Genomic DNA, 13,666 nt, shown 5'->3' with positions numbered 1-13,666 from the left:
GAACTATTTCTTCTTCCCTTTCAGAAAACGGTCTGTCAGCCACTTGCGCACCGGTTCGTCGTACAGTTTCAAACAAGCATAAGCAAGGACAACGGCTCCCACGAAAGTAAGTATCATATAAGGGATACCTTCCGCCATTGTAGCGTTATTGTTGCATACCCAAGCCGTATAAGTATATACCAGCGGATAATGGGTGATATAAATCGGATAGGAAATATCTCCCAGGAACTTGCATACGGCAGTAGAGCGCTTACCGGTCACCTTGCCGCCCGCTCCCATCGAAACAATGACCGGGAAGATGCAGATAATACAGAAAGCCTCGTAAAGCCCGTTCATCCAGTAACCATCCTCACCTCCGATACGGGGAATGGAAAGAACCACCACAATCAGCAGGCTGCACCACCAGAAAGCACGCTTTTCAAGCCGTATCAGCCAGCCGAGGCGTGACAGAAGCAATCCGCCGAAGAACGGATACATCAGCCGGACCATACCCACATACTGCTGTTCCCAGTTCAAGGCCCAACCACCCACAATATCGCCGGCAGGAGCAGTCAGACAACGGTACACCGTAAAACACCCTGCCACAAATACCAGCACCGACAGGGCCACCTTATTGAACTTGCGTACAAACAACGCATACAGGATATTACCGATATATTCATAATAGAGCGACCATGCCGGGCCATTCAACGGATGCATTTCCGTCCAGCCGCGAATGTCGAACTTCAGCGGAAGAGGAAGCAAGGTACAGCCCAGCAACATCACCAGCAGCATTGTTCCGATGGACGTATTCTCGATAGGTGGAAAACAAGGCGACTCCTGAAAATAGAAAAAGGCAGCGCCCACAATGCTTCCCATAATCACCATAGGATGCAGGCGGATGATACGGCGTTTGAAGAAAGTGCCCACGGTCATCCGGTTCCAACGGTCATCATAAGCATAGCCGATAACAAAACCGGAAAGCATGAAGAAGAAATCCACTGCCAGATAACCATGATTGATAATTTGAGTAAGATGGCTGCCACCTGCATGTGCTTCAAAAAGATGGAAGATAATAACCATGACAGCCGCCACGCCACGAAGTCCGTCAAGAATCTCATAATGCGGTTTCGAGGCAAGATAAGTAGTTCGTGTATTCATTTTGGTATAAGATATTTATTTATTCGCGTACAAAGATAAGAGTTTTTTCCAATAAGGGAACTGATAGATATCATATAAACTCTATCAATTAATTGACAAGTATAACAGTTGTCTTTATCATTAGATACATATCACTACTTGCACCTTTTTTTCCGCACAAAAAACAGCTTTTATTATCCATAATAAAAGGGCTACACCTTTTCCTCCTCATGGTGTAGCCTTAAACACAAAAGGGTGTAGCTATCCAAGGCAAATGGTGTAGCCCTTCTTCAAAAAAGAGAGCCAAATAGGATAATAATAAAGAAAAATCAGTTAACTACTTTTCTTATAACTTTTTACCGCCCACAGATTGAAGACCAATGCAAAGACCAACACGGCTCCCAGTTGCGGAAGCAGTTCGGCAAATCCGCCACCACGGAGATAGATGGTACGCATCACCTCCACAAAATAGCGTAGCGGATTGATGCGCGTAATCCATTGCGCCCACTCAGGCATACTGTGGATAGGGGTGAAAAGACCACTCATCAGAATAAGGATAAGCATGAAGAACCACATGACAAACATGGCCTGCTGCAACGTGGTCGAATGATTGGATATGACCAGCCCGAACCCCGACACCACCGGTAGAAAAAACAGCGCCATGCCGTAGATAGTGAGGAAATGTCCCGCCGGCAGAATGCCGTAAAGTACCCATGCCAGAACGAAACAGATGGTCAGCACCACAAAACCTATCAGCCAGTAAGGTATCAGCTTGGCGGCAATGAAAGTGAACTTGCCGACGGGGGTGACATTTATCTGCTCGATGGTGCCCGCCTCCTTCTCGCCCACCACATTGAGGGCAGGGAGAAAACCGCAAATCAGCGTCAGCAGCATTACCATGAGGGCAGGAATCATGAAAAGCTTGTAGTTCAGCGTGGGGTTGTAAAGATTCTGCGTAGTGATGTCCACCCGGGGAAGCGGCTTCCCGGCAAGCCCTTGCGAAGACGACTCCGAACCCAGTTCACAGGTATAGTCACTGATGATGGAAGACAAGTAGGATCCTCCCAGACTGCCCTTCGTGCCGTTCACGGCATTGGCCGCCACCAGCAGGCGGGGCGCCTCTCCCTTCACCCAATCCTTTTCGAAATCACGGGGAATCTCCAGCACGACATCTGCCGAACCTGCTTCAATGGCCAGCAAAGCCTCATCATATGTATCGGGAAGCGCTGTCAGGCGGAAATAAGTGGATGCACCGATTTTATCTACCAGACGGCGAGACAAGACGCTGTGGTCATTGTCCACTATATTCAGATTGATGTTCTTTATCTCCAGATTGGCGGCCCAGGGCATCAGTATCATAATCATGCACGGGAAAATGAAAATCAGCTTGGGCAGGAAGGAGTTGCGGAACAACTGCTTGAATTCCTTTTCAATGAGAAACTTTATCATAAGACGATATTTTAAAGATTTTAGACATAAGAACAAAAGAACAGATTTCCCGTATCCTTTTGTCCTTATGTTCTTCTGCCTGAATAATTAATATAAAATTCATATCCGCTCTTTACTCAAGCCGATGCTTGAATTTCTTGAAACTCACCGTTATCAGCAATACCGCCATCGTGGCAAGTATGCCGACCTCCATCAGCACAAGCGAAACATCCACTCCCTCAATCATCAGCTTACGCACCGCCTGGATATACCAGCGTGCAGGAAGCACAGCTGAAATGGCCTGCAAGATAACGGGCATACTCTCAATGGGGAATATCATGCCCGAAAGCAACATGGTGGGCATCATCAGCATCAGTCCGGACACCAGCATGGCGGCAACCTGCGTCCGGGTGACCGTGGAAATCAGCAGCCCCAGCGCCAGGGAGACAAAAATGAATAGCAGCGACACCACCACCAGCCAGAACAAGCTGCCCGCCACGGGAACATCGAGCACATAGACCGAAAGTAGAAGAATGGTGGTCAAGTTGACAAACGACAGCACAAAATAGGGCACCGCCTTTGCCAGAATGATGAAAAGCGGTTTGACGGGAGAAACCAGCAGGACCTCCATCGTCCCCGTCTCCTTCTCGCGCACAATGGAGATGGAGGTCATCATGGCGCAAATCAGCATCAGAATAAGCCCCATGACACCCGGCACGAAGTTGTAGGCACTCTTCATCTGCGGATTGTACAGCAGCTTGAGCTGGGGTACGATGGCAGCGGCATGCACTCCCGGCAGAAGCATCTCCTGCCCGGCAGAGGAGATGATGTTTGCGGCATAGCCTGCCTGCATAGTCGCCATATTGGGGTCTGTGGCGTCGGAGACAAGCTGCACGCGCGCCTCGCCGGTATAAAGCTTGTCCGAGAAACGCTCGCTGAAAACAAGCGCCATGTCAATCTCCCCTCTTCCGAAAGAAGCCTCCATATCGGCGGGAGAATGCAGGCGGCGGATGACGGTGAAGTATTCGCTTGCATCCATGCGGTCGATGATACGGCGGGTAACTACGTCATTCGACGGGTCGAGCACCGCCACACGCACGTTCTTCACCTCGGTGGTGATGGCAAAACCGAAAAGGATTATCTGCACGATGGGCATGCCCAGCAGAATCAGCATCGTGCGCCGGTCGCGGAAGATATGGAAGAACTCTTTTCGGATGAAAGATATGAATTGTTTCATTGTCTATATTTATATTTAGGCTCGGATAATGCGGATTTCACGGATTTTCAGTCGGCGGTTCGCACAGCTTGACGAGCCAGTTGTTGGAATACATCGTCCATCGTAGTGGCATTGAACTGCCGTTTCAGCTCCCCGGGAGTGTCGAGTGCACGGATGACGCCGTCTACCATGATGGAGATGCGGTCGCAATACTCCGCCTCGTCCATAAAGTGGGTGGTGACAAAGACGGTGATGCCCTCGTCGGCAGCCTGGTAAATCAGCTCCCAGAACTGGCGGCGCGTGGCAGGGTCCACCCCACCCGTAGGCTCATCCAGAAAGACAATCTTGGGACGGTGGAAGATGGAGACGGAGAAGGCCAGCTTCTGCTTCCAGCCCAGCGGAAGGCTTTTCACCAGTGTATCCCGTTCCTTTTCCAGCCCGAGGTGGAGGAGCAGCTCATCCGTCTTGGGGGCAATCTCCGCTTCGGGGATGCCGTAGATACCGGCAAAGAGGCGGATATTCTCCCACACCTTGAGGTCTTCGTAAAGGGAAAATTTCTGGCTCATGTAGCCGATGTTCTTCTTCACTTCTTCGGGTTGGGAAGCCACATCGAAACCTGCCACACATGCCTTGCCGCCGGTGGGGCGGCTAAGTCCCGTAAGCATGCGCATGGCGGTGGTCTTGCCTGCCCCGTTGGCTCCCAGGAAACCGAAAATCTCGCCCCGATGGACTTGGAAGGAGATGTGGTCTACAGCGGTGAAATTACCGAACCGCTTGGTCAACCCTTCCACTTCAATCACCTTGTTTTCGTGGTTTTCCACCCGTTCGTGCTGCAAGCCCGGAGGGCAGAGGATGCCCGCAAAGCGTGTCAGGATACGGTCGGGGGTATCGATGCCTTTTATCTCTCCTTCGTTGATGAAGGCGATGCGGTCGCATTGGCGCGCTTCGTCGATGATGGGGGTGGAAGCAATGATGGTGATACCCTGCTCCTTCAGTCGGCGAAGCATTCCCCAGAATTCCTTGCGGGACACGGGGTCGACGCCCGTAGTGGGTTCGTCCAGAAAGAGGACATCCGGTTTATGGATAAGGGCACAGCTAAGGGCGAGTTTCTGCTTCATGCCGCCGGACAACGCTCCGGCGCGGCGCTTGCGGAAAGGTTCTATCTGCCGGTAAATGTCGCGCACCAAATCATAATTCTCCTCGATGGTGGTGTGGAAGACGGTGGCGAAGAAATTGAGATTCTCCTCCACCGTCAAGTCCGGATAGAGGGAGAAGCGTCCGGGCATATACCCCACCCGCCTGCGGATGGCTTTGTAGTCCTTCACCACATCCAGACCGCAGACCGAAGCCGAGCCTCCGTCGGCAAGCAGCAAAGTGGTGAGGATGCGGAAAAGCGATGTCTTGCCCGCACCGTCCGGCCCGATGATGCCGAAAAGCTCACCGGGAGCCACTGACAGAGAGACACCCCGCAGGGCTTCCACGCTGCCGTAACGCTTGGAGATATTAGTTAAAGTTACAGCCTCCATACATTCCTATTTTCAGCATCCCGTCATTCTTCACGGCAATCTTTACAGCATAGACCAGATTGGCACGCTCGTCTTTCGTCAGGATAGTTTTTGGAGTGAATTCGGACGTATCGGAAATCCAGGTAACGATGCCGGGGTATTCTTTCCGCACTTCCTTTCCATAATCCGCATAAACCTTCACTTGCTGTCCCAGCTTGATTTCGGCAAGCTGCTCGGAGGTGATGTAGGCACGGAGGTAAATCTGCTCCATATCCGCCACTTTGAAAAGAGGGGTGCCGGGAGCAGCCAGTTCTCCGGCTTCGGCATATTGGGCAAGGACGGTTCCCGTCAGCGGAGAGGTGATGTGGCATTTGCGCAGCTGGTCTTCTATCTGCGCCACCTGGATGCCGACAGAGGAGCTTTGCCACGTCAGGCTGCGGTCACTGTTGCGCAGGGTGGAGTTCTGTGCGTCGAGCTGCTTGCGGAGGACTTCGAGAAGGGACTCGGCATCATCGAGCTGCTTCTGGTTGGCGGCACCCACACGGAGCAGGTTGGACACGCGGTCGCGCTCGCGCCGTGCCTGCACAATCTGTTCCTGAGTGGCGGCTACTTGCTTCAGGATATCGGGCCGCTGGCCTTCCACGGACTTGACACTGGCCTCCAACTGGAGTTTCTTCAGATAGAGTTGGACGGTATCTATAATGCCTACTTCCTGCCCGTCTTTCAGTGTCGTGCCTTCCTCGATGTCGAAACTCAGCAGTTTTCCGGACGCCTCGGCAGAAACGATGACTTCGGTAGCCTCGAACGTTCCCGTCGCATCATATTTCGGAGTACCGCCGGTACAGGCGGCAAGGAGAAATAAAAAAGGAAATAATTTCAATGATTTCATACTATTTCAAGTTATAAATTACGGATTATAGTCATTAATTGTTCAGCGTATATTTCAGCTGCCAGATGTTCATCAGCAACTGCACCTCATGCAATGCCTTGGTCTGTCGTGCCATACTTTCGTTGGTAATCTCCCGCAGCATATCGGTCACGGTCATTGTCCCGTTCTGCACCTTGGCCTCGGCTGCACGGCGGATATTCCCACGCAGACGGATAATCTCGTCATCATCCGCCATCTGGCGGCGCATGGATACAATGCCCGCATCCTGCTGCGTAGCCTGCAGGCTAATGTTGAAAAGGAACACATCCCGGCCGGTCTCTATCTGTTGGCGGGTATTGTCTATCCTGCGGCGGTCGTTCTTCAACGTATACAGACTGCCGAAATTCCAGGACATGCGCACCCCCGCCATGTAATAGGCGTTGAATTCATCTTTCAGCATATTCAATCCCGGATTGCCGTATGCCCCTTGTACAAAAAGGCCGAAACGCGGCATCAACCGGGTGTTCAAGGCTGCCTCCTGCTGGTGGAGTTGCTCTCCCTGCGCATCGTACCAACGAAGTTCGGGGCGGTTGTTCATCTGCCGGTCTATGTTTTCTTCGGCAGCCGGTTTCAATAAAACCGTTTCGGAAGAGAGATCCTTGCCCGTAAAGGCAGCAAGCATGCTGAGGTATGCACGGCGGGTGGTCTCCAATTCCACACGGTGCTGCCTGGTGTTCAGTTGCTCTACGCTGACTGCATCCAGGTCGCTCAGGGTGGCGATGCCATTGGCTATATAGTCGGCTACCTGCTTGTGGGTTCTTCCTAAATCTTCTTGCAAGAGGCTGTTCTGTTTCAGCTGTTCGTCCAACAGCAGGATGCCGAAAAAGAGCTGGTTCACCCGGTCAGTCAAGGCATACATGTCTACATGCTGTTTTTCCAGTTCCACTTCCGAGGCGGCACGCGTCAATCGTTTTCTGGAACGTATATCCCCACCATCCCAGAGGACCTGCTGCACTTCGAGCATCACCTGATATTGGTCTTTCGAAGCAGTCTTGATGTCGAGATTAGGGATTTCGACCGGTAGCCGGGTGATGTCACTCTGGTACGTGGCCTTGCCGGATAGGGAAAACTGGGGCAAGTAACCTTTTCCGGCATTGGAGAGGTCGTACCCGCGTGCCTTTTCTATCAGTCCGTATTGCCTGACCAACGGATAATTGTCTTGCGCCCGGCGCTGGCACTCTTCCAACGTGAGCTGGGCATGTGCCAGCATGGCGGCAAGAGAAAGGGTAAAAAAGAAAACGGTTCGTTTCATATCCATTCTGTTTCTTGTTTATTCTACATGGTTTTGTTCTATACACATGCAAAGATAAAGGCATAACCCTATAACCTTACAATCCATTTGTGCGCAAAGATGTTCTAATAGTACGACATTTCGTAGAAAAAGACAAATAATAGGAACACTTTATTATCTTTGCGGTGGAAATATACATTATTCATAAAGGGAAAGATATGGAAAAGAACAAACCGATAAGCGTCGCATTCGAGGACATCCGCAACAATCCGGATTTTATAGAACATTCCGAATACAGATTTATAAACGACGATTTGGGAATGGTCATCAGTTTTCAAGCAATGGGATTCAGGCTATTCCGCACCCAGCAACCTTATCGTGCCAAAGAAGGAAGGATTGTACGCATCATGCAAGGTAAGGGCCGAATCTCCATCAATCTTATCGAATATGAAGCTACAGCCCACGATATTATTATCATCCCTGACAATTCGCTGATAGAAATATCGGAAGTCAGTCCCGACTACGAATTCCAAGTCATCATGCCCACTGCCAATTTTCTGCCCGTACTACAGAATTCCATTCTTTCGGAAGCTTATACACGAAACGGAATCCGCCTTTCATGCAACAACGAGGAATGGGCACACATCAGCAGCTTCTTCTCTTTATTGTGGAATATACTACATTGTTTGCCCTACCGCCGCGGAGCTGTACAGCACTTGATTGTCTCACTTCTCTATAACCTTAAGTATATCCACGAGCACACATGCAAGTCAACTCCGGCACGCCTTTCACGCCAGGAAGAGCTATTCCGCCGCTTCATCGCTTTGGTGAACCAACACAGCAAGCACGAACGCAGCGTCAACTTCTATGCCGACAAACTATGCCTGACACCGCACTATCTGAGCTCGGTGATACGTGAAACAAGCGGACAAACCGTGATGCAATGGATTAATCAAGCAGTTATCCTCGAAGCCAAAGTATTGCTGAAACACAGTAATCTACTGGTGTTTCAAATATCAGACGAACTGAACTTTCCCAATCCGTCGTTCTTCTCGAAGTTCTTCAAACGTATGACGGGGATGACACCGGCGGAATACCAGAAACAAACCTGACCTCAAAACAGCTGTCCTATACGGGAGCCTGACGGTCCGTCGCAAGAGTCCGCTTCCAATGCCAGCATCCCTTGTTTGGCTGCCAGTCCACCGGCATAGCCTATCAGCGTATGGTTGCTGCCCACCACACGATGGCAGGGGATGAGTATGGAGAGGGCATTTGCCCCATTGGCAGCCGCCACCGCACGTACGGCTTTCGGATTGCCCAGCTTTCGTGAAAGCTCGCCGTAGGACACTGTTTTTCCGTAAGGGATGTTCTGCAACTCCTGCCACACCGTCCGCTGGAATTCTGTTCCGACTGCAAGCAGTGGAACATCGAATATGGTCCGCTTACAGGCAAAATACTCATCCAACTGAATGATTGCCCTTGCAATCACTTCCGAAGTGCCTTCCTCATAATCGGCATGCAGCGCCTGCCGTATACGCTTATCAACGGGTACTCTACGTTTCTCGTTCAGCATCCAGTCGCATAGGCAGAGTTTATCGCCGAAAGAGCCGAGGAGCAACTCGCCATAAGGAGATTGATAGTATTGGGTCAAAATTGTTTCCATCGAACTTAGTTTTCAGCAAAGATAGCAAATTAAATCATCATTTGTACTCCGCCCACGACTTGATAGCCAAATCATCCGGCATCATCGTGCAGAATGCATTGATGAACGCACTTGCCAGACGGGCATTCGTTATCAACGGAATATTGAGGTCGATGGCGGCACGGCGTATCTTGTAGCCGTTATCCAACTCGCCTGCGGTGAGGTTCTTCGGAATATTGACCACCATGTCTATCTCCTTGCGGTGCAGCATGTCGAGTGCCTGCGGCTGGCGTTCGGGTTCGCTGGGCCAGTAGACGCGCGTATTCTCCACACCGTTCTCCGTAAGGAAGTTGCTGGAACCACCCGTGGCAAATATCTTATACCCCTTCTTCTGAAGCATACGCGCGGCAGAAAGCATGTCCACTTTCTGCTTCGGAGTACCGGTAGAAAGCAGGATATTTTTCTCTGGAATACGATATCCCACGGAGAGCATCGCCTTGAGAATGGCGCAGGAAGTATCGCTGCCGATGCAACCCACCTCGCCCGTGCTTGCCATATCCACACCCAGTACCGGGTCGGCCTTCTGCAGACGGTTGAAGGAGAACTGGCTCGCCTTGATGCCTACGTAATCCAAATCGAACAGATTCTTGTCCGGCTTCTGTACCGGAATGCCGAGCATCACCTTCGTGGCAAGTTCAATAAGGTTTATCTTCAGCACCTTGCTGACAAACGGGAACGAACGGCTGGCACGGAGGTTGCACTCAATCACCTTGATGTCGTTCTCGCGTGCCAGATACTGGATATTGAACGGACCGGAGATGTTCAGCTCACGGGCAATCTCGCGGCTGATGCGCTTGATGCGGCGCACCGTCTCCACATACAACTTTTGTGGCGGGAACTGGATAGTGGCGTCACCGGAATGCACTCCGGCAAACTCGATATGCTCACTGATGGCGTACGCGATAATCTCTCCATCTTGCGCCACAGCATCCATCTCCACCTCCTTGGCATGCTCAATGAACTGGCTCACCACTACGGGATGTTTCTTGCTGACATTCGCCGCCAGCTTCAGGAAGCGTTCCAGCTCCTCCCGGTTGGAACAGACGTTCATCGCAGCGCCGGACAATACGTAGGAAGGACGGACCAATACCGGGAAGCCCACCTTATCCACAAAGGCGTTGATGTCCTCCAGGGAGGTCAGCGCCCGCCATTCGGGTTGGTCTACACCAATGCGGTCGAGCATGGCGGAGAACTTGTCACGGTCTTCGGCATTGTCGATGCTCCTGGCGCTTGTGCCGAGAATAGGTACCTTCTGCGCATCGAGGCGCAGGGCAAGGTTATTCGGTATCTGACCACCGGTAGAGACAATCACCCCGTGGGGATTCTCCAGTTCGAGAATATCCATCACGCGCTCGAAGGTGAGCTCGTCGAAGTAAAGACGGTCGCACATGTCATAGTCCGTAGACACGGTTTCGGGGTTGTAGTTTATCATGACACTGCGGTAGCCTTCCTGGCGAATGGTGTTCAGGGCCTGCACGCCGCACCAGTCGAACTCTACGGAAGAACCGATGCGGTAGGCGCCGGAGCCCAATACGACGATGGACTTGCGGTCGCCGAGGTAACGGACATCATTTGCCGTGCCACTATACGTTAGGTAGAGATAGTTGGTCTGTGCGGGATATTCGGCGGCAAGGGTATCTATCTGCTTCACTACGGGCAGAATGCCTGCACTCTTGCGGAAATTGCGGACGGCAAGGATGGCTTCTTCGCCGTCCATTGCTTGTTCCAAGCCGAGGGCACGGGCTATCTGGAAATCAGAGAAGCCTTGTACTTTGGCTTTACGCAATAAGTCCACGGGAATCATTGGCAACTCTCCATCAGCCATAAAAGAGTGCAGTTCCCTGCTGGTATCCATGATGTTCATCAACTTCTCCAGGAACCAACGGTCTATCTTGGTCAATTCGTGCACCTGGTCCACCGTATACCCGGCACGGAAGGCTTTGGAGATGACAAAGATACGTTTGTCGGTAGGTTCGCGCAGAGCCTTGTCCAAATCGGCAATCACCAGTTCCTTGTTCTCTACGAAGCCGTGCATGCCCTGGCCTATCATGCGAAGCCCCTTCTGGATGGCTTCCTCGAAAGTACGGCCGATAGCCATCACCTCGCCTACCGACTTCATGCTCGAACCCAGCTCTTTGTCCACCCCGTGGAACTTGCCCAAATCCCAACGCGGTATCTTGCAGACCACATAGTCCAGGGCGGGTTCGAAGAAAGCGCTTGTAGTCTTTGTCACAGAGTTGTTCAAGTCGAACAAGCCATAGCCCAAGCCGAGTTTTGCCGCTACAAACGCCAACGGATAACCCGTTGCTTTAGAGGCAAGTGCAGACGAACGGCTCAAGCGTGCATTTACCTCGATTACCCGGTAGTCCTCGCTCATCGGGTCGTAGGCATACTGCACGTTACACTCTCCCACAATGCCGATGTGACGGATAATGCGGATAGCGAGTTCACGCAATTTATGATAGTCCGTATTGCTCAACGTCTGTGACGGGGCAATAACGATGGACTCACCCGTATGGATGCCCAGGGGGTCGAAGTTCTCCATATTACAGACCGTGATGCAGTTGTCGAAGCGGTCGCGCACCACCTCGTATTCCACTTCCTTCCATCCCTTCAGCGATTTTTCCACCAACACCTGCGGGGAGAAGGAGAAGGCTTTCTCCACCAGCACATTCAGCTCTTCTTCATTGTCGCAAAAACCCGAACCCAGTCCACCAAGCGCGTATGCGGCACGGACAATGACCGGATATCCCAGTTCCCGGGCTGCGCGACGGGCATCTGCCGCATTCTCCACAGCTTCGCTCTTGATGGTCTTCACATCAATCTCATTCAGTTTCTGCACAAAGATTTCACGGTCCTCCGTGTCAATGATGGCCTGCACGGGAGTGCCGAGAACCGTCACACCGTACTTCTCGAAAATCTTGTCTTTATAGAGGGAAACACCGCAGTTCAGTGCCGTCTGCCCACCAAAAGCAAGCATGATGCCGTCCGGGCGCTCCTTCTCTATCACCTTCTCCACGAAGTAAGGAGTGACGGGCAGGAAGTAAATCTGGTCGGCAACTCCTTCCGAGGTCTGTACCGTGGCAATGTTCGGATTGATGAGAACCGTGTAGATGCCTTCCTCCTTCAATGCCTTGAGCGCCTGCGAACCGGAGTAGTCAAATTCTCCTGCCTCACCGATTTTCAGTGCGCCGGAACCGAGCAGCAGGACTTTCTTTATATTGTTTTCTTTCATTTGCATATCTGTTTATTAAAAATGTAATAGTAGTAATAAAACCTTATCTTTCTCTTACCTTACACAATCAGTCACTAATTGAATGGCATTCAGTATAGGACTGAAAGGTATTCACTCTGGGACTGAATGACATTCAGTATGGGACTCATTATACCGTCTTTTACATACTGATTATCAAGAGATTATGAACGCAATCATTCTTGATAAAATTCTCTTACTAAAGCAACTTCACAAAGTCATCAAAAAGAAACTCCGTATCCGTCGGCCCGCTGGCAGCTTCGGGATGAAACTGTGCGGAGAACCAGGGATTGCATTTGTGGCGGATTCCTTCATTAGAACCATCGTTCATATTGATGAAAAGCGGTTCCCAGTCTTCTGTCAGCGTGTTGTTGTCTACGGCATACCCATGATTCTGTGAGGTGATGAAGCAACGTTCCGTACCCACCATACGCACCGGTTGGTTATGGCTGCGGTGACCGTATTTCAATTTGTATATCTTGGCGCCCCCAGCTTTGGAAAGCAACTGGTTTCCCATACAGATGCCGAAGATGGGCAGTTTCTCGTTCTGCATTGCCTTGCGGATATGCTGCACGGCAGCATCGCAGGTATCGGGGTCGCCGGGGCCGTTGGAGATGAACAGCCCATCGAACTCCATTCCGGTATAATCATAGTTCCAGGGAACGCGAATCACTTCCACGTCACGTTTCAGCAGGCAGCGGATGATGTTATGCTTGACGCCGCAATCCACAAGAAGCACTTTCTTCTTACCGGTTCCTTCGTTGTAACGGATAACCTCCTTGCAGCTGACTTTATCCACATAATTCACATCGGCATAAGAGGCCTCAGGCATTTCATCCGATTCATCATCAAAGGCGATACGTCCCATCATCACCCCATGCTCGCGAAGCACCTTTGTCAGTTCGCGGGTATCGATGCCCGTGATGCCCGGAATCTGTTCGCGTTTCAGCCAGTCACCGAGGCTTTCCACCGCATTCCAATGGCTATAATTTTCACTATAATCGCTTACAATAATGGCTTCGGCATGGATATGTTCGCTCTCCATAAAAGTGGCAAGCCCATTCGGTTCGAGAGTAAAAGGCGGCACACCGTAATTGCCCACCAACGGATAGGTGAGCGTCATCAGCTGTCCGGCATACGAAGGGTCGGTCAGGCTTTCGGGATAACCCGTCATGGCTGTGTTGAAGACCACCTCTCCCGCTACCGGTTTTTCAAAGCCGAACGACTTGCCGTGGAAGCGGCTCCCGTCGTCGAGGATTAGAGTTACATTTCTCATTGATTCAA

General features: G+C 51.3%; 10 protein-coding genes. 1 reads left to right on the top strand and 9 read right to left on the bottom strand.

What is annotated here, in order from left to right; translation table 11 throughout:
• Positions 1-3: 3 nt before the first annotated feature.
• The 6 genes from DXD78_RS07095 to DXD78_RS07070 form a co-directional block, all read right to left on the bottom strand.
• Positions 4-1,140: an acyltransferase gene (locus DXD78_RS07095; RefSeq protein WP_005827644.1), complete on the bottom strand. Its 1,137-nt coding sequence runs from the start codon at positions 1,138-1,140 to the stop codon at positions 4-6.
• A gap of 312 nt (positions 1,141-1,452) precedes the next feature.
• The gene (locus tag DXD78_RS07090) at positions 1,453-2,568 is read right to left on the bottom strand and encodes an ABC transporter permease (RefSeq protein ID WP_009038350.1); all 1,116 of its coding nucleotides are present in this window, start codon (positions 2,566-2,568) and stop codon (positions 1,453-1,455) included.
• Between the two features lie 112 nt (positions 2,569-2,680).
• Complete coding sequence (locus DXD78_RS07085; RefSeq protein ID WP_008664442.1) at positions 2,681-3,784, bottom strand: ABC transporter permease; 1,104 nt, start codon at positions 3,782-3,784, stop codon at positions 2,681-2,683.
• Between the two features lie 47 nt (positions 3,785-3,831).
• The gene (locus DXD78_RS07080; protein WP_009038349.1) at positions 3,832-5,289 is read right to left on the bottom strand and encodes an ATP-binding cassette domain-containing protein; all 1,458 of its coding nucleotides are present in this window, start codon (positions 5,287-5,289) and stop codon (positions 3,832-3,834) included.
• The gene (locus DXD78_RS07075) at positions 5,267-6,157 is read right to left on the bottom strand and encodes an HlyD family secretion protein (RefSeq protein WP_009038348.1); all 891 of its coding nucleotides are present in this window, start codon (positions 6,155-6,157) and stop codon (positions 5,267-5,269) included. Before DXD78_RS07075 ends, DXD78_RS07080 begins: the two co-directional genes overlap by 23 nt.
• A 34-nt stretch (positions 6,158-6,191) precedes the next feature.
• Positions 6,192-7,454 carry a TolC family protein gene (locus DXD78_RS07070; protein WP_009038347.1) on the bottom strand — a complete coding sequence of 421 codons (1,263 nt, stop codon included), beginning with the start codon at positions 7,452-7,454 and terminating at the stop codon, positions 6,192-6,194.
• 191 nt (positions 7,455-7,645) lie between these two features.
• Here DXD78_RS07070 and DXD78_RS07065 point away from each other — a divergent pair, with 191 nt between their 5' ends.
• Positions 7,646-8,539 carry an AraC family transcriptional regulator gene (locus DXD78_RS07065; protein ID WP_034529753.1) on the top strand — a complete coding sequence of 298 codons (894 nt, stop codon included), beginning with the start codon at positions 7,646-7,648 and terminating at the stop codon, positions 8,537-8,539.
• Positions 8,540-8,541: 2 nt separating this feature from the next.
• Here DXD78_RS07065 and DXD78_RS07060 read toward each other — a convergent pair whose 3' ends face one another.
• The 3 genes from DXD78_RS07060 to carA all read right to left on the bottom strand — a co-directional run bounded on the left by DXD78_RS07060 (position 8,542) and on the right by carA (position 13,658).
• Positions 8,542-9,090, bottom strand: a complete 549-nt coding sequence (locus DXD78_RS07060; RefSeq protein WP_005837253.1) for a methylated-DNA--[protein]-cysteine S-methyltransferase — start codon at positions 9,088-9,090, stop codon at positions 8,542-8,544.
• A gap of 37 nt (positions 9,091-9,127) precedes the next feature.
• Entirely contained in the window at positions 9,128-12,364 is a 3,237-nt protein-coding gene (carB, locus tag DXD78_RS07055; RefSeq protein ID WP_005837254.1) for a carbamoyl-phosphate synthase (glutamine-hydrolyzing) large subunit, read from the bottom strand.
• 217 nt (positions 12,365-12,581) lie between these two features.
• A complete protein-coding gene (gene carA / locus DXD78_RS07050; protein WP_117652668.1) occupies positions 12,582-13,658 on the bottom strand; it encodes a glutamine-hydrolyzing carbamoyl-phosphate synthase small subunit in 1,077 nt (358 codons plus the stop codon).
• Between the last annotated feature and the right edge of the window lie 8 nt (positions 13,659-13,666).

The sequence above is a fragment of the Bacteroides sp. D20 genome, from assembly GCF_003436255.1.
Taxonomy (GTDB): domain Bacteria; phylum Bacteroidota; class Bacteroidia; order Bacteroidales; family Bacteroidaceae; genus Bacteroides; species Bacteroides uniformis.
Note: the sequence above shows the minus strand (reverse complement) of the source record. Positions and strands in the feature narration are given on the sequence as shown.

Excerpts from the sequence above, each read along its gene's own strand:
- DXD78_RS07095 (WP_005827644.1), bottom strand. The coding sequence starts at position 1,140 with ATGAATACACGAACTACTTATCTTGCCTCGAAACCGCATTATGAGATT.
- DXD78_RS07090 (WP_009038350.1), bottom strand. The coding sequence starts at position 2,568 with ATGATAAAGTTTCTCATTGAAAAGGAATTCAAGCAGTTGTTCCGCAAC.
- DXD78_RS07085 (WP_008664442.1), bottom strand. The coding sequence starts at position 3,784 with ATGAAACAATTCATATCTTTCATCCGAAAAGAGTTCTTCCATATCTTC.
- DXD78_RS07080 (WP_009038349.1), bottom strand. The coding sequence starts at position 5,289 with ATGGAGGCTGTAACTTTAACTAATATCTCCAAGCGTTACGGCAGCGTG.
- DXD78_RS07075 (WP_009038348.1), bottom strand. The coding sequence starts at position 6,157 with ATGAAATCATTGAAATTATTTCCTTTTTTATTTCTCCTTGCCGCCTGT.
- DXD78_RS07070 (WP_009038347.1), bottom strand. The coding sequence starts at position 7,454 with ATGGATATGAAACGAACCGTTTTCTTTTTTACCCTTTCTCTTGCCGCC.
- DXD78_RS07065 (WP_034529753.1), top strand. The coding sequence starts at position 7,646 with ATGGAAAAGAACAAACCGATAAGCGTCGCATTCGAGGACATCCGCAAC.
- DXD78_RS07060 (WP_005837253.1), bottom strand. The coding sequence starts at position 9,090 with ATGGAAACAATTTTGACCCAATACTATCAATCTCCTTATGGCGAGTTG.
- carB (WP_005837254.1), bottom strand. The coding sequence starts at position 12,364 with ATGAAAGAAAACAATATAAAGAAAGTCCTGCTGCTCGGTTCCGGCGCA.
- carA (WP_117652668.1), bottom strand. The coding sequence starts at position 13,658 with ATGAGAAATGTAACTCTAATCCTCGACGACGGGAGCCGCTTCCACGGC.